This is a genomic window from Halococcus sp. AFM35 (genome assembly GCF_051195015.1).
Lineage (GTDB): Archaea > Halobacteriota > Halobacteria > Halobacteriales > Halococcaceae > Halococcus.
In genome coordinates this window covers 30,920-46,877 of sequence record NZ_JBNTJU010000011.1, presented here as the reverse complement: position 1 = coordinate 46,877, position 15,958 = coordinate 30,920, and the positions used below count along the sequence as shown (strand labels likewise).

Below are 15,958 nucleotides of genomic sequence, written 5' to 3'. Positions count from 1 at the left end.
TCAATCGTCCGATTTCGGCTTCGGGTCGGCGGTGTCCCGTGGCTCGATACCGAGGTCTTCGGGCCGGGTCGGGTCCGCGTTCTCGATTTTCTCCCGGCGGCGCTGCTGTACCGCTCTGATTTCCTCGGGGTTGTCGTAGTAGTAGGCAATCGCTCGGTGGATGTCCGCGAGTTCGAGGTCGTACCGGACGGCCATCTCCTCCGGTGTGAGGCCGCCATCGACGACTAGTGAGACGACCTGATGGACGCCGATGCGCCGGCCCCCGATTCTGGGTTTCCCGCCCAGCACCTCCGGTGTCGAGACGATTTCGGCCATACGGATAGTACGCGCGCCAGCGGATAAAACCCATCGTGGCAGCCAGCGATGCTCGATGTCTGCCCGTTAGAGGTCGTACTGCTCACTGACGAGTTTCCCGATGCCGCGCTCTTCGAGGCGGTCCATCGGCGCGAGCATGGTCAGTTGCACGACGCCGGGCAGGCGACCGATCTCGACCCCACCGGTGAACGTACACCGGCCGCGGACCTCGCCCTCGGACATGTCGAGCAGGTCGCCCGCGCGGTCGAAGGCGTTCTCGGTCGCGGCGTTGACCGTCTCGCCGCTGCCGATGACCTGTATCGGTCCCATTTCCGACTGCATCTCGACGCCGTGTTCGTCGGCGAGCGCGTGGCCGGTCTCTCGCTCCATCTCGGTGTAGGGCGCTGCGATGTGCGGCAGGTCCTCTTCGTTCGGGAGTAAGAGCGGCCCGTCGATGTCGAGACCCTTGATGACCTCGATGCCGAGTTCGGTGCGCCCGCTCACGTCGGTCGTGTGTAACGATAGCTCGCCGTCGCCCTGATTGGCGTGGAGGTCGCCGACGTAGATACCACCACCGTCGACCTTGACCGGGCAGATGAGCACCGCGCCCTCGCGGACGGCGTTGATGTCCATGTGACCATCCGTTCGCTCGCCGAGGGCCTCCTCGTCCGGAAGCCCCCAGTCGTGGTCGGCCCCGATGAGGAACTGCCCGAAGTCACCAGCGTTGTGCGAATCGGGCAGTTCAATGGGTGGTGTGGTGCCGACGTTGCCGATGAAGGGGCGGAGATGGCCGAGCGTGCCGGCCATCTCGGAGGGCTTGTAGAGGAGAATCGGATGCTGGCGGGAGTTCTCGGGCAGCGCCATCGCCTCGCGGGCATCCTCGGCGAGTTCCTCCGCAGCCGCGTCGTCCATGGTCAGTCCCACACTTCTCTCCTCGTCGAAGGCCACAGTGTACCCGAACTCGAAGCCAAAGGACGACGCGTTCGCGCCACACTCGGCGCACCTGATGGCGTCTTCGCCCGTGCCCTCGACGATGCTTTCGGGCCACTCGGTGCCGCATTCGGGACAGCGGTGGTCCACGAACGGGTCGTCGCCGAACGCACCCTCACGCTCGGCCATGCTGCCGGTGCTCGTTGCGACGCTCGTCACCTCGACATCCCTGATGGTGAGCGCGATTGCATCGCCGACGTCGGCGTTCTCGACGGCGATTGGACGAGTGACCTCGTGGCCACCCCTGAAATCGGGCGTTATCATCGGACCCCAGCACGCTGGCGGCGTGTGCGTGCGAATCGTGCCGCCGTCGGCGACGGTGCCGGCCCATTCCTGTTCGGGACCGACCAGCCCGAGGGTGTACTGGTCGACCGTGAGTTCCTGTCGAATTTCGTGTTGTGCCATAGCCGAGTGAAGTCTATGGTATGTGGCAACATAAGTTCCCCTCTCGGAACGGCTGTGGCGGGTCTCGAACGAATCCTCTCGGTGGCTCGTCGCTACTCGGCGATTGCCTGTGCGACGAGTGCGATGATGATGACCGGAATGCCGATACCCGAGGCGATGAGCACCACGAGAATCAGGATTCTGCCGGCGGTACTCGCCTCGCCCCAGATGGAGCGGCGTGCGTCGTTGATGCTTTCGGCGAGGTCGGTAATTGCACCCATACCGACTCATCGAAGCGCCGTACCCGTCACGGTTTGGCCGTCTCACGCAAGCTTGCTCTCATCCACCGCCAAACCGTTCGGTTCACGGTTCGCCCATCGAGGCCGGGACGGTCGGCAGAAATGGCAGCTGCGAGGTGGCGAGGTACGTGCCCTTGCGGAGTGCACCTTTGGCGTACTGGCGCGCGCTGCGGTGAATCGGCGTTCGTCGACCCCGGATGTCGGTCGCACCCTGCCGAATGGCGTCGATGACCGCACGACCGTCGATGTCACCCATCCGCAGTGCGGCCGCGTCGAGGTCGATACGGAGTTCGGTGTACGCCCGGCCCACGTTCGGCAGGACGTGGGCGTCGCTCGCGCCGACCTTCGGGTACTCCTGTGCGGTGGCAAAGGCTCTGGCGCGGCGGTTCCGATAACCCGTGAAGACCATCGAGTTGTAGACCTCGATGGCATCGCAGTCGGTCAGGTTTCGCTTTCTGACGCCGTGGCGACTCCGCTGGAACGGATGAGGAACGACCGCGACGCCGCCAACCTCACGGACACACTCGACGGTCTCTTCGAGCGATTTCCCCCGCTCCGGGCGCGTCTCGACGCCGATGGCGAGCAGGTGTCCCGCCCGGGTCGATACCTCGACACCAGGGATTCCAAGCAGACCGTAGTCGGCGGCGAGGTCGGCCGCACGCAGCGACTCCCCGATAGTATCGTGGTCGGTGACGACGATGCCGTCGAGACCGATGTCGCGGGCGTGTTCGAGCAGGAGTTCGACCGGTTCGTGACCATCGTACGACCCCTCCGAGTGGACGTGCGGGTCGATGGCGACCGTGGCCGTCCGTGTCATCGGTGGTTCGTTATCTCGTCCACCGGTGATAAATCCATCTCCTGACAGAGGATGCCAGTTGGTGGGATGGAAAATACCGATATAAACTACAATTCAAAAATAGACAAATAATTGTTGCTTGCTCCGCCATCAAAACTGGAATAGACAGTCAATCGCTTCGCCGTATTGTTACACCAGATATATCGAGATTGTCCGGGTTGTTAGCTGTCCTAATGACATACTGGTGTTCCCGATCCTCAATTCGGATGTGGATATGAAAGGTTGCAGTATCGTGTGTCCTTGTTAACTCGAAAATATCTGATTGAGGTCCCATTTCAGGGATAATTGTCAGTGGGACAGTCGAATTCTTAGGTATAATCATGCTGTTCTGCGTGGGAAACTCAAACCTCACGCGACTTCCCGGAAATTCATCAACAATGCGTGACCTTTTTCCACTTTTTGTAAATTCAATTTTGCTTACTTCACCTCCGATTAACCACCCATCAATATCGCCGTGATTGATCGCGTTGAAATGGAGATTATACGCCACTCGGTTACCTTTGTTATTCAGCGTTCCGTGTCGTTCTTCAAGAGGACGAAGCTCCACCTCAGATATTGCAGATTTAATATGAGAGAAATAGAAATCGATGAGTGATATAGACAAGATTAGAATGCTGATAATAAGCGCACCCTCCTGTATAGAAATGCGCAAATGGGGAATCACAATCTTCTATATCAGCTGCAAGAGTATTTTTCCTACGATGGATGGCGTTGCAACTGCGCCGCGAATGAGGCCGAAGGCCGAGTGAGCGGGCGCGAGGGCGACCGGAGGGAGTCCGAAGCGCTTTTTCACTACGTTTTTGCCCGACTGAGCGAGCACCGCGAGCGAAGGAGGTGCAAAAAGTAGCATGGACTCGTCGGGATTTGAACCCGAGGCCTTCCCCGTGCCAGGGGGATGATCTACCACTGATCTACGAGCCCTCACCCTCTGCTATCGCCGTCGATTTGATAAACCCATCGTCATCGAGTCGAAACGGTTTACTGGGGTGCGGAACGTGTTGGAGACGGGAACAGCACGGCCGCAAATCCGACTCGTCCGCGTGGACTCCGAGATTGCGGTAGTGTTCGGTAGCGTTTCGTGTGATTCCTATCCTCACCAATGGCACGAATGCACACACGACGCCGCGGCTCGTCCGATTCGGACAAGCCCGTGGCAGACGACCCACCGGAGTGGAGCGACGTCGATGGCGACACTATCGAAGACCGTGTCGTCGAACTGGCAGAACAGGGCCACAGCCCGAGCGAGATCGGTCTCAAGCTCCGTGACGAGGGCGTACAAGGTACACCAGTACCGAACGTCCAGCTGGCGACCGGCAAGAAGGTCACCGAAATCCTCGACGAACACGACGCGGCGTCGGGGCTGCCCGAGGACCTCCGGAACCTGATGGAGCAGGCCGTCGGGCTGCGCGAGCACATGGCCGACAACCCGAACGACGCCCAGAACAAGCGCGCGCTCCAGAACACGGAGGCGAAGGTCCGCCGGCTCGCCGACTACTACCGCGGCGACGAACTCGGTGCGGACTTCGAGTACACTCCCGAGCGCGCACGGGAACTCCTGTAGATGGCCGTCGCCGGTCGTCCCGACGAATCGCCCGCGACCGACAGCGCCGCCGACGTACTCCGAGAGGCCGCGTTCGTGCGGCTACTCGCCAGGGATGGTAGCGATTCGCTCGCGGCGGCCGGTCTGCTCGGGCGCGCACTCGCAGACCGGGGAACGCCGTTTCAGGCGCGCGTCACCGGGCAAGACGAGACGGCAGCCGAGGACGCGACGACCGTCCACATCGGCTGTGAAGGGGGCGACCTCACGCTTCACGGGAGGACGCCGGCGAGCGAGACGGCCTTCGGGATAGCCCGCGACCTCGATACCGACCCCGACTCCGTGCTCGCACTCGCGGGCATGGCCGGGGGATTCGAGGGCAGCGCCGCCTTCGACTGCGCACGTGAGCGCGACCGTATCGAACGGCGTCCCGGCGTCGCGGTGCCGGTTGCCGACCTCGCCGACGGGCTGGCGCACACGACGCTCGTCCGTGCGCCCTTCTCGGGTGACCGTGAGGCAACCGCCGCAGCGCTCGACGGGTATGAAGACCCGCGAGAGGTCGCCTCGCTGCTCGCGCTGTCGGTGGCAGACATGGACGGGGCGACGCCGCGGGCCGCCGAGTCGGTGGCGCGTGCGCTCAGGCCATACGCCATCACCGCGGATGGCGAGCACGCCGTCAGCGGGCGCTGTGCGACCGTCGGCGGCTACGCCGACGTGCTCCAGGCGTGCGCCCGTGAGCGACCCGGCGTCGGTCTCGCGCTGGCGCTCGGCCACGACGTGTGGGACGCCGCGCTCGCGGCGTGGCGCACACACGGCAAGCGGGCACACGCGGCGCTCGATGCGGCGACGACCGAACGCCATCGAGGCGTGTTCGTCGCTCGCGTCGACGACGCGCCGCTCGCCACGGTTGCCCGTCTTCTCCGTGACTTTCGCTCGCCGGAGCCGGTCACGCTCGCCGTCTCGGAGACGTGCGCGGCGGCCGTGGCGAGCGAGGACGTACATCTCGGCGAGCGCATGCACGAGGCGGGGGCGGCCGCTGACGGTGACGGCGACGGCAGTGCCCGGCGCGGACGCGCACGCTTCGATGACCGCGACGAGTTCGTCGAAGCGTTTCGGGAGGCGTCATCGTGAAGCGCGCCCGGCTGCGGACGGATTCGGCGAACGGTGCAATCGTCGCGGCGGCGCTCGAACCGGACAACACGCCGGAGATGGAAACCACAGTCGAGGGCGACACCATCGAGACGACGCTCGAACGTGAGCGCACAGGAGGACTGCGCTCGACGGTCGATGATTACGTCGTCAACCTCTCGGTGGCCGAACGAATCGTACGGATAGCAAACGACCACGACACACAGCACAACGACACAGCATGAGCGAACGTTCAGTATCACGACAGCAGCAGACGAAGCGGTGGTACACCGTCTTCGCGCCCGAGTCTTTCGACCGGGCCGAACTCGGTGAGACCCTCGCGGACGAACCGAACGCGGTGCTCGACCGCACCATCGAAACGACCCTCGGAGAGCTGACCGACGACGCCGGCGCGAACAACGTCAAGCTCACCTTCCGCATCACCGACGTCGGCAGCGATGCGGCCTACACCGAGTTCATCAAACACGAACTCACGCGCGATTACCTCGGCAGTCTGGTGCGTCGCGGAGCCTCGAAGGTCGAGGCCTATCTCACAGTCAGGACGAGCGACGACTACCGCGTGCGCATTCAGCCCGTGGCCTTCACCACCAAGAAGGCCGACGAGAGCCAAGAGAAGGCGATTCGCAAGCGGATGGTCGAACTCGTCGAGGAAGCTGCCAGCGAGCGCACCTTCGAGGAACTCACCGACAGCGTGACCCAAGGTCGCCTGTCGAGCGCCGTCTACGGCGAGGCGCGAACCATCTACCCGCTGCGCCGCGTCGAAATCGGCAAGCTCGCGCTCGATGCCCACCCCGACGAAGTCGCCGAAGAAGAGGAGACCGCCGTCGACGTCGACGAGACCGACGTCGAAGTCTGAGCTACTCGGTAACTCGAAGCTTGCCGACCATTCCTGCGGGTTCGTGGGGAATACAGAAGTAGTTGTACGTCCCCGGTACCTCGAAGGTGTGTTCGAAGGTCTGACCGCTTTCGATGGCTCCCCCTGTACTGGAGGTCCACGCCTCGCGGGCGGCCCCCTCATTCTCGAATCCGCCGGAGGCGAAGTACGTCGCCGCCTCTGGAATCCGTGACTGGTAGGCGGTTACGGTGTGGCTGCGCGAGCCCGTATTGCGCCAGACGACCCTCTCCCCGACGCGCGGCTCGAAGTCCTCCTGCGGGAGGAAGTCACTTGAGCTCATCCCGATGTCGTAGTCGGGTTGCTCGCGCGAGGAGCCGACACAGCCGGCGAGACCGACGGCGATTCCCGTGGTGGTGGTGGTGAGAAACGCGCGGCGATGCATGAGTCGTATTTCGAGCGTGGGGGGTATAGGTTCCGCGATACGTATCCTACCACGGAAAGGCGAAGCCCGTCCCGGAATGGCCGGCCCAGTATCACGCGAGCCGAAGACGAGTAGCAGGAGATATAGCCCGATTAGCGTTAGAGCCATCCCCGAAAGTCGCATGTTGTACACTCGCTTCACCGGAAGCCGGTACGAAGCCCAGATGCAGGCGATACCGACCATCAGCGGAAAGAGCGCGATGAAGAGGCCAACCGATGACGCCCAGATGCCGAGGAGAACGGACGATACAATCAGACAACTGCTCGACAGTGAGGGATGAACCCCACTTCGTCTTGTAGGCTTTTCGTGGGTAGGGGTGGCTCTGGAGGGAAGCGAGGATAAACGCCTAAACCGCCGGTCGGCGATGGCGCTGACATGGCTTCCCGGCCCCGCGTCGTCGCCGCCCTCAGCCTCGCCGACGGCGTCACCGCGGCCAACGCCGCCCTCGGCTTTCTCGCGGCCGCACTCGCGCCGCTATCGCCCGCTCTCGCTTCCCGCCTCGTCCTGCTTGCGGCGGTCGCCGACGGACTCGACGGCGTGCTCGCGGCACGAGTGGGGGCCACGCCGGTCGGCGAGTTCCTCGATTCGCTGGCCGACGTGGCTTCCTTTTGTGTCGCGCCCGCACTCCTCGTCTTCTCGGCAGCGCAGAGCGGGTGGGGGCTCTCGGCAATCCCCGGGGAGTTTGCGCTCGCGCTCGCCGTACCGGCGCTGTTCGTCGTCAGCGGCGTGGTTCGGCTGGGACTCTACACCGCCTACGACACCCATCGCGGGCGGACGGAGGGTGTCCAGACCACGCTCGCGGCGACGGTGCTTGCGGCCGGCTATCTGGTTGGCATGCGGATGCCAACCGTGCTGCTCGCGGCGAGCGCGCTCTTCGCCGGGTTGATGGTTGCTCCAGCCACGTACCCCGACCTCCGCGTGCGAGATGCGCTCGTCATGGGCGTCGTGCAGGTCGGTGCAATTCTCGCACCGACGGCCTTCTTCCATGTGTTTCCGCGCCTTCTGCTCGCCTGTGCGCTTGCGTATCTCGTCTTCGCACCGTGGCTGTACCCGTCGGCCGGCGAAGGGAAACGCACTTAGGCGATTCGAGCGAAATTCCGTCCATGAGCGACGGGGACGAGCCTGCGGACGAAACTGATCAAGAAACCGAAAAGACCCCGGCCGAGTCCGAGGAAACCGAGCAGGAGGCGGACGAGCTGGAGGCACGAACACCAGAGGCACTCGACGAACGCCTCGACGAGGTCGAGACCGCTCTCGACGAGGCCGACACCGAAGCGGACCTCGATGCAGTGGAGGGCGACCTCGATAGCGCCGAGGAGGACATCGAGGCGGCCGACCTGCCCGAACCCGACGAGGACGAGGAGGACGCCGAAGACCCGCGCGAGGAACTCGAATCCAGAGTGACGGAACTGCGCGAGGCACTCGACGGCCAGCGCGGGCCGTACGCCGAGGACGCCGTCGAGGAGATCGAGGGCTCACAATCGACGCTCACCGAGACGCGTTGGACCGAGCAGGGCGAAGGTGAGGTGGCCAAGACTGTCCAGTCGTTCCTCGATAGCGCCGGCGAGAGCCTCGGCGAGGAGTTCTCGGCAGCGGACGACGACCCCGAGTCCCTCGCGACGGCGCTCGGCGAGGTGAACGAGACCATCGAAAATCGGGAGTTGGACCCCGACGAGGACGCCGAGACCGTCGGCGAACTCGTCGAGGCGGCCGACGAACTCACGACAGGTCTCGACGACGCCGAGGAGTGGGACGACCTCACAGTTCGGGAGAAACTCACTGTCGAGGGGTTTTACGACGTGCTCACGCCCGATGCCAGAAAGGACTTCCCGCCGGAGTGGAACGCCATCAAGATCTACGAGAAACGGAACGAACCCGAACCCATTCTGCGGGGTCTCGACATGTTCGGCTCGGACTTCATGGAGGCACACTGCATCGAGTCGCTGAAGCGAATGGGAACGCCCGCAGCCTACGACGAAATGGAACAACGCGCCCAGAAGCGCAACAAGCCGCCCATCGAGGTGCTCGGGAAGATCGGCGACGAGCGCGCGCTCGATACGCTCCACGAGTACATCGAGGGCGAGAGCGACCCGGCGCTCCAGAAGGTCACCATCAAGGCCATCGGCGAGATCGGCTCGTCGGATTCGACACAGCCGGTCGCGGATAGGTTGGTAGCCGATAACGAGACCGTGCGCTCGAACGCGGCGCGCGCGCTCGGACTCATCGGTGACACGCGTGCCATCGTGCCGCTTGCGGATGTGCTCTCCGACGACGAGTCGAACTCGGTGCGCGCGAGCGCGGCGTGGGCGCTCAATCAGATCGGCACCGAAGACGCGCTCGACGCCGCCCGCGAGCACGCCGACGACCGCTCGTTTCTCGTCCAGAGCGAAGCCGAGAAGGCAGACCGCGCGATGACCGAAGACACACCCGAAACGGCCGCCTGAATCCCGCTCGGCCGGCGGCGCGAGAGTTTATATATCCGGACGGAACCATCCCCGCGCGTGACGTTCCGTGCTGCCGTACTCGCGGCCGTTCTCGTCGTCGCATCGCTGAGCGGGTCGGCGATAGCCGCGGACAACGAATCGGCCGAGCAACAGCCCGACGGACCACACATCGAGGCAATTTATCCGAACCCGCTTGCCGAGGACGACGCGGGCGAGTACGTCCTGCTCGATGTTCCACGAGAGACGAACCTCTCGGGGTGGACGCTCAGCGACGGCGAGACGACGGTTGCGCTTTCGAACACGACCGTCGAGGGACAGGTGGCGGTGACGGACGACCCGAACGCCACCAACCTCTCCGTGCCGGTGCTGGCGGTGAACGAATCGCCGAGCCTCGCCAATGGCGGCGAGGAACTCGCGCTCACCGACGGTGGAGAAGTCGTCGATACAACGACCTACGAGGACGCGCCGGACGCCGAGGTGTGGAATCGGACCGCTGGCGGTTGGGCGTGGGAGCACCGCGGCGCGACGGATTTCCGGGCGGTACGGTCCAACGCTTCGACCGCGCGGGCGTTCGTGTTGCCCGACGCGCCCGGCGTTCCCATCGACGTGCTCGATTCCGCACAGGAACGCATCCTGCTCGCGGGGTACTCCTTTGCCTCCGAACGCGCCGCGCGTGCGCTAAAACGGGCCGCCGAACGTGGCGTCGAGGTGCGGGTACTGCTCGACGACGCGCCCGTCGGTGGCATCAGCGAGCGCCAGGGACGGGTACTCGATAACCTCACGCGTGCCGGTGTCCCCGTCGAGGTCATCGGCGGCGACTGGGCACGATACGATTTCCACCATCCGAAGTACGCGGTCGTCGATGACCGCGCGCTCGTCATGACCGAGAACTGGAAACCGTCCGGTACCGGCGGGCGGTCGAGTCGTGGCTGGGGTGCGGTCGTCGAGGGAAAGATTGCCGACCGACTCGCCGCGGTGTTCCGTGCGGACGCCGACTGGCGCGACACCGCCTCGTGGAGCACCTTCCGCGCGAACCGCACGTTCGAGGAAGACGAAACCGCAAACGAGAGCTATCCGACGACCTTCGAGCCACAGAACGTGAGTATCGAGAGCACACAGCTGCTCGCCGCGCCCGACAACGCCGAGAGCGCTCTCATCGAACGACTCGACGGAGCCGATGAATCAATCGATATCGTGCAGGCCTCCATCGGCAGCCGAAAACAGCCGTTCCTCAGAGCAGCAATTCGGGCGGCCGAACGTGGTGTCGATGTTCGCATCCTGCTCGGCGGTGCGTGGTACTCCGAAGAGGACAACGGCGCGCTCGCCGAGTGGTTGAATCGAAAGGCCAATGCCGAGAACCTCCCGCTCGAAGCCAAGGTCGCCGAGTCGGGGTCACGCTTCGAGAAGATCCACGCCAAGGGCGTCATCATCGACGGCGAGGAGGTGGTCGTGGGAAGCATGAACTGGAACAACAACTCCGCCCGCCAGAATCGGGAGGTCGCGCTCGTACTCGACGGCGAGGAGGCAGGAAAGTACTACGGCCGGGTGTTCGATGCCGACTGGACGGGCGGCGAGGAGCGCGGTCTCGACACCAGCATCGAGACGCCGCTGCCGGTGGGCGTGGTTGCGGCGGTGATCGGCGTGGCGCTGCTCGCCGCCGTCGTCGCGCGCCGTATCGACTTCGAGTAATCAGTCCTCGAAGCCGGCGACCGAGGCACTACCGAGTTCCTCGTCGAGTTCGGCTGCACCCATCTTCGTTTCGAGCGCGTCGAGGACCTCCTCGCGCATTCCCTTCACGAACTTGATGGAGCCAACCACGAGATGGCCGCCGCCGCTGACGCCGCCGTCGGTTTCGGCTTCGAGCTCCTCGACCATCTGCGGGATATCGAGACGCACGCCATCGCTCCGGAGCACGGCGAAGTCGGGACCGTAGCCGACAGTGATAACGGGACCATCGCTGTCGGCTACCTTGCGGTCGTGAATCGCGCCCGTGGTCTTGCCGGGGGCGGGGTAGGTAAACCGGTGGGCGTAGCGTTCGACGTCGATGCGATAGAGGTCCGCGCCGTTGTCGAGACTCGTGCTCTCGACGTGGGGCATGGCGGCATCGAGCTGTTCGTCGGTGTCGCGTTCGGCTCGCTCGGCGAAGAACTCGACGAGTTCGGTATGTCGGGAACCGTCGGCGGCATCGACGCCGAGCACGTCCGTGAGGAGTGATTCGCCGGCACTATAGCGCAGCCAGTGCGCTGCATAGTCGAGTGCGTCGCCGACTGCTTGCAGGTCGTCCTCGTCATAGCCCGCCTCGTGCGCGAGGGCGAGGTAATCGGCCATTGCATCGGCTTCCGAGCGGTCGGTGAGACCGGCGACCGCCGGCACGTGGGTGAGCTCGTCGGTGATGTCCGGATGAATCATCCGGGCGAGTTCCACACACAACATCCCAGTCGTAATTCGATAATCCTCGCCGTGGAGGTAGGGGTTGACGTGTTCTGTGAGCAACCCCCCGACCGCATCGGGGTCGGGATGGTGGTGGTCGACGGCCACGATGGGGATGTCGTACTGGGCGAGCGCCTCGTAGGCCGGCACGTCCTCCTCGGTCGAGCCGTTGTCGAGCATCACCAGCAGCGGGAGCTGCTGGCCGTGGCGCTCGCGGTCGCCGAGCGCGAAATTCAAATCGCGGGTGACGTCCTCCATCTCGTAATAGGGAGCCTTGCTCGGCAGGCGCTTGAGCAGGTGGCGCGCCGCCGACGGGTCGCCGTGGACTTCCTCGATGAACTGTTCGAGCGCGAGCGTCACGGGAATCGACGCACACATCCCGTCGCCGTCGGCGTGATGGCGGATGCGAATCGGCCGGTTTTCGAGGACCGCCCGGCGCAGGCGGGTCGCCACGGCTTCAAGGTCGGCGTGAAGCTTGTCGAGTGCGGGCCAGTCGATGAGCGGCTGCACGTCGTGGGGCGCTGCCCGCCGTTCGAGCGCGCTGTCGAGGCGCTCGCGGATCTCTCCACTGTCGTCGAGCGCTTCGAGCGATTCGACCTCTATCTGGAGTGCTCCCTCGCGGCGCTCGACCGTGCCAGCGATTCTGACGATATCGCCGAGGTCGAAGTCGGGATAAGCGCGGACGCCAGCAGATTCGAAGGCTGCACACGGGACGATGCCGCTACCGTCGCGCAGCGTGAACACGGTCGGCCCGCCGGTTTGTTTGATCTGAACGAGCTCGCCCTCGACGGTGACCGTCTCTCCTTCTCGACGACCGAGTTCGTCGGCAGCCGTGACGTCGGGGTCGTGTTCGACGCGGGTCGTCTCGGGGTCTTCGATGGAAACCGACTCGAACCCGAGGTCGCCGTTCGCCCTGACCTCGACGAGTCGTACAGTCAGGTCGTCGTCGACGGCGTAGCTTCCATCGAGGTTCGATTCGTGGACGAGTCCCGAGACCGACTCCGAGAGGTCGACGAAGATTCCGTACTCGACGACGCCGTTGACGGTCGCGCGGTAGCACGCGCCCTCCTCGATGTCCTCGACGGTACAGTCGGGAGCGAGGTCGTAGACGGGGACGTCCCCGGATGTTTCGGAGCGGGATGGAGTAGACATTCTTGGCAGTCGTTTGCCGCGACCGACTTTAACGCTTGGCAAACGCGTCCGTCGGCTTCGGAACGCTTAGATGGACGCCGGGCGACGTGTCCATATATGGGGTTGTTCCGGTCACGCGACCTGCTCGGCATTGCCGCCGACACTCTGGAGTTCGCCCGCTCGGCGGCCGAAGAGACCCATCCGAACGAGTACATGGGTCTCCTGCGCAGCCAACCGGCCGGCGAACTCGGAGTCGACGACGCCGGTAGGGTGATCACCGACGTGCTGGTCATCCCCGGCACGGAGTCGAATCCGGTCAGCGCCACGGTGAAGACGAGCCTCGTGCCAAACGACATGCGCGCCGCTGGCTCGATTCACTCCCATCCAAACGGCGTCCTCCGGCCGAGCGCCGCCGACCGCACTACGTTCGGGAAGGGCGACGCACACATCATTCTCGGTGCACCCTACGGTCCCGACGACTGGCGCGCGTTCGACCGCGAGGGCGACGAGCGCGACCTGCCGGTGCTCGACGTCTCGCTGCCCGACCCCGGGGACTTCTTCGATTTCACACAGGCGGACATCGACGAGGAACTCCGATGAACGACGAACCCACGACGGCCGTTGCACAGGGTACCTTCGATATCCTGCATCCGGGTCACCTCCACTACCTCCGCGAAGCGGCGGCGATGGGTGACGTTCTGCACGTGATAATCGCCCGCCGGGAGAACGTCACACACAAGCAAACACCGATTCTCCCCGACCGCCAACGCCGGGACATGGTCGCCGCGCTCGACCCCGTCGATAGCGCTCTCCTCGGGGACAGGGAGGACATCTTCGTGCCAATCGAGCGCATCGACCCCGACGTCATCGTGCTCGGCCACGACCAGCACCACGACGAGGCGGGTATCGAGAGCGCACTCGTCGAACGCGGCATCGACTGTGCGGTCGAGCGTGCGTCGGACCGCGGGCCGGGCTTCGACGGCGAGGTGCTCTCCACGGGTGAAATCATCGAGCGCATCCGCGAGCAGCGCTGTTGACGTCCGACGCGCGTCTGACTGACGCTTTTTGTGTAGCGCCAAATCGGTGAGAGCATGTCGAGCACCACCCACCGGACGGACACGCGAGCGGTCGTCGAGGCGCTCTCCTATCGGCACTGTCCGCTCGACCGGACACCCACCCGCGACGACGCCGTCCTCGCCGCCTACAAACACCTCCTCACCCACCGCACGGTCTCGCGGCTCGCGCTGGTAGGGAACGTCTATCCGCGGTGCGATGCGGGACTCGACGCCGACACGTGGTATGAGAGCCTCGTCATGCCGCTGTTGGGCGAACTCCCCGGCGTCTCGCCGCCCGGGCCCGGTACCGCGGTCTGGCGGTACGCGCCCGAGTGAGTAAGTCTCGATGCCCTATATCTGGTCGTCGCTGGCTACGACAATACGGGGACGGAGTATGTCGCAGTATCTGTCTTCGTCTCTCCATCCACCGTGTATTCGTACTTGACGCTGGTGGTCAATAGACCAGTCTTGACATTATTTACGTCAAGACCACTCAGCGTGGCTGTTGTCGTGTCGTCAGTCGTTGTTCTGTTCTCGATAGAGACCGGACTGTTCAATGTTACTGTCTCGCCATTGAGTTCGACAGCAGTATCCCCGAACGTGCCAGTTGTAGCGAAGTCCGAACTTGGGAAGTGACCCACGTAGCCGTGGAACTGTATCTCCGTGATCGTCATGTCCACGTCACCCCTGTTGATAAACTCGAACTCGACTGAATTGCTTCCCTTGGCGGTGGCGCTGTCGATTGTGACGCGCCGCGAGTCGGGGAGCGCGTAGCCGTTGTCAATATCGCCACCGATGTCGTCCGAATTGTCGCTGTTGTCGTCTGCGACATTAAATTTATACGTAGCTTTCAAGTTCGAGCCTGCTTTCGGTAAACTGACAACGATGGTCTTCGTACCGCTCGCTCCCGATTTCGGTGTGTAGGTGAAATTTACCTTTCCCTGATCGTTTGTGGTCGAAGAATCCTCAACTGTTCCGGAAGCCACGTCTGTTCCAGAATTGTCTGTGCTGACCGTTGCATCGCTGACTGGGTTGCCGTATTTGTCTCGGACGAGCACGGTGAACGACTTTTTCTTTCCGGGCGTCGCGCTGAGTTCGGCTGTCGTGTCGTCCATCCGAGGGTCCGAGTCTGACGGGTCTTCATCCGTATTTTCCGTCGGAATGACCTCGTGTGCATCAGCAGCACTGGAAAGCCCACTGGTATCCCCGAAGCCAATTTTCGAAATACGGAGCGTGTAATCCTCGTCTTTTTCGAGCGTCATGATAGGATCGCCTCCTGAACAATCGATAGCTGAGTTGGGACTGTTGTCGTCCTTATTATCGCCATCACTCGAACCATCGATTTCGTTGTAGTCTTCCCCGATCAGGTCGGACCATTTGTCCTTGCACTCAGATTCCGAAAGGCTGGTGCCGAGTTCGATCTCTGTGCTATCTTTTGCTGTAAAGTCCAGATACTGCGTCGAGGTGCTAATCGGTTTAACCGTCGGATTCGCCGTCAACCCGTTCTTCTGGTAGTCGCCGCCGAGCAGTGTCAGGTCGATTTGATGCTGGGTTCCTGGAAGCACCGCAGTCGAATCGCCAACGGCGAGCGTTCCAGAGTCATAGCTCTTCGACACTACGCCGTTGGCAATCGTGAACTTTGGGCTACTCTGCAACACGTTGTAATTGATAGCATAGGAGAGTGACCGCGTTTTGAAATCATTAGAATTATCCGAACCATCCCAGTATTTGCTGCCCTTGACGTTGACACCAGTAATGTTGATTGTGTGTGATTTACTCGTTCGCAACGTCCCCGCTGGCGACCCCGGATTAATAGCGAGTGCGCGTGTCGGGTAGTTCATTCCGATAGCAACGGTCTGTGAGCGGGATGCACCGTCGGCGCTGGCCGATTGGATCGCACCGCTCAACTTGCTCATCTGCCCCTCGACAGTCTGAGAGTGCTTGAACTCGACTTCCTCGTTCTGTGCCGGGACGACGCTCGACTGATAGAGCGTGAAGACGATCATCACCAGCGCGAACATCAACACGAATCCCACAACCGGCGAGACCGCGCGCTCGTCGTCCACGAACCGT

Annotated in this window: 17 protein-coding genes and 1 tRNA gene; 10 read left to right on the top strand and 8 right to left on the bottom strand. The window is 63.3% G+C overall.

Features of this window, described 5'->3' with window-relative positions:
• The 5 genes from ACQUQO_RS10370 to ACQUQO_RS10350 form a co-directional block, all read right to left on the bottom strand.
• The gene (locus tag ACQUQO_RS10370) at positions 1–315 is read right to left on the bottom strand and encodes a DUF433 domain-containing protein (protein WP_435077926.1); all 315 of its coding nucleotides are present in this window, start codon (positions 313–315) and stop codon (positions 1–3) included.
• Between the two features lie 66 nt (positions 316–381).
• On the bottom strand, positions 382–1,689 hold the full coding sequence (locus ACQUQO_RS10365) for an acetamidase/formamidase family protein (protein ID WP_435077925.1): 1,308 nt from the start codon (positions 1,687–1,689) through the stop codon (positions 382–384).
• A 92-nt stretch (positions 1,690–1,781) separates the two neighbouring features.
• Positions 1,782–1,949: a hypothetical protein gene (locus tag ACQUQO_RS10360; RefSeq protein WP_435077924.1), complete on the bottom strand. Its 168-nt coding sequence runs from the start codon at positions 1,947–1,949 to the stop codon at positions 1,782–1,784.
• 82 nt (positions 1,950–2,031) lie between these two features.
• Positions 2,032–2,784, bottom strand: coding sequence for a CehA/McbA family metallohydrolase (locus ACQUQO_RS10355; RefSeq protein WP_435077923.1), 753 nt, complete (start codon positions 2,782–2,784; stop codon positions 2,032–2,034).
• Positions 2,785–3,672: 888 nt separating this feature from the next.
• Positions 3,673–3,744 (bottom strand) — tRNA-Ala (locus tag ACQUQO_RS10350).
• A gap of 178 nt (positions 3,745–3,922) precedes the next feature.
• On the opposite strand from ACQUQO_RS10350, the gene ACQUQO_RS10345 reads away from it, so the two are divergent.
• The 4 genes from ACQUQO_RS10345 to ACQUQO_RS10330 are packed head-to-tail and all read left to right on the top strand — an operon-like array spanning position 3,923 to position 6,365.
• Positions 3,923–4,384, top strand: a complete 462-nt coding sequence (locus ACQUQO_RS10345) for a 30S ribosomal protein S15 (protein WP_435077922.1) — start codon at positions 3,923–3,925, stop codon at positions 4,382–4,384.
• A complete protein-coding gene (locus ACQUQO_RS10340; RefSeq protein WP_435077921.1) occupies positions 4,385–5,491 on the top strand; it encodes an exonuclease RecJ in 1,107 nt (368 codons plus the stop codon).
• A complete protein-coding gene (locus ACQUQO_RS10335; RefSeq protein ID WP_435077920.1) occupies positions 5,488–5,733 on the top strand; it encodes a KEOPS complex subunit Pcc1 in 246 nt (81 codons plus the stop codon). The genes ACQUQO_RS10340 and ACQUQO_RS10335 overlap by 4 nt, the downstream gene beginning before the upstream one ends.
• Positions 5,730–6,365: a 30S ribosomal protein S3ae gene (locus tag ACQUQO_RS10330; RefSeq protein WP_435077919.1), complete on the top strand. Its 636-nt coding sequence runs from the start codon at positions 5,730–5,732 to the stop codon at positions 6,363–6,365. The genes ACQUQO_RS10335 and ACQUQO_RS10330 overlap by 4 nt, the downstream gene beginning before the upstream one ends.
• A gap of 1 nt (position 6,366) precedes the next feature.
• Here the strand turns inward: ACQUQO_RS10330 and ACQUQO_RS10325 are convergent, their stop codons facing one another.
• Positions 6,367–6,786, bottom strand: coding sequence for a cupredoxin domain-containing protein (locus ACQUQO_RS10325; RefSeq protein WP_435077918.1), 420 nt, complete (start codon positions 6,784–6,786; stop codon positions 6,367–6,369).
• A 414-nt stretch (positions 6,787–7,200) separates the two neighbouring features.
• Here ACQUQO_RS10325 and ACQUQO_RS10320 point away from each other — a divergent pair, with 414 nt between their 5' ends.
• From ACQUQO_RS10320 to ACQUQO_RS10310, 3 genes are read left to right on the top strand one after another with little or no spacing between them, the layout of a single operon-like run.
• Positions 7,201–7,905 (top strand): protein sorting system archaetidylserine synthase, encoded by a 705-nt coding sequence (locus ACQUQO_RS10320; protein WP_435077917.1) that lies wholly within the window; start codon positions 7,201–7,203, stop codon positions 7,903–7,905.
• Positions 7,906–7,928: 23 nt separating this feature from the next.
• The gene (locus ACQUQO_RS10315; RefSeq protein WP_435077916.1) at positions 7,929–9,269 is read left to right on the top strand and encodes a HEAT repeat domain-containing protein; all 1,341 of its coding nucleotides are present in this window, start codon (positions 7,929–7,931) and stop codon (positions 9,267–9,269) included.
• Between the two features lie 57 nt (positions 9,270–9,326).
• Positions 9,327–10,958: a phospholipase D-like domain-containing protein gene (locus ACQUQO_RS10310; RefSeq protein WP_435077915.1), complete on the top strand. Its 1,632-nt coding sequence runs from the start codon at positions 9,327–9,329 to the stop codon at positions 10,956–10,958.
• Here ACQUQO_RS10310 and ACQUQO_RS10305 read toward each other — a convergent pair whose 3' ends face one another.
• Positions 10,959–12,851: a DHH family phosphoesterase gene (locus tag ACQUQO_RS10305; protein WP_435077914.1), complete on the bottom strand. Its 1,893-nt coding sequence runs from the start codon at positions 12,849–12,851 to the stop codon at positions 10,959–10,961.
• Between the two features lie 96 nt (positions 12,852–12,947).
• On the opposite strand from ACQUQO_RS10305, the gene ACQUQO_RS10300 reads away from it, so the two are divergent.
• The 3 genes from ACQUQO_RS10300 to ACQUQO_RS10290 are packed head-to-tail and all read left to right on the top strand — an operon-like array spanning position 12,948 to position 14,221.
• The gene (locus tag ACQUQO_RS10300; RefSeq protein ID WP_435077913.1) at positions 12,948–13,430 is read left to right on the top strand and encodes a Mov34/MPN/PAD-1 family protein; all 483 of its coding nucleotides are present in this window, start codon (positions 12,948–12,950) and stop codon (positions 13,428–13,430) included.
• Positions 13,427–13,867, top strand: a complete 441-nt coding sequence (locus ACQUQO_RS10295; RefSeq protein WP_435077912.1) for an adenylyltransferase/cytidyltransferase family protein — start codon at positions 13,427–13,429, stop codon at positions 13,865–13,867. Before ACQUQO_RS10300 ends, ACQUQO_RS10295 begins: the two co-directional genes overlap by 4 nt.
• A 54-nt stretch (positions 13,868–13,921) precedes the next feature.
• A complete protein-coding gene (locus tag ACQUQO_RS10290) occupies positions 13,922–14,221 on the top strand; it encodes a hypothetical protein (RefSeq protein ID WP_435077911.1) in 300 nt (99 codons plus the stop codon).
• 35 nt (positions 14,222–14,256) lie between these two features.
• On the opposite strand, the gene ACQUQO_RS10285 is transcribed toward ACQUQO_RS10290, so the two are convergent.
• Entirely contained in the window at positions 14,257–15,951 is a 1,695-nt protein-coding gene (locus tag ACQUQO_RS10285; protein ID WP_435077910.1) for a hypothetical protein, read from the bottom strand.
• Positions 15,952–15,958 lie beyond the last annotated feature (7 nt).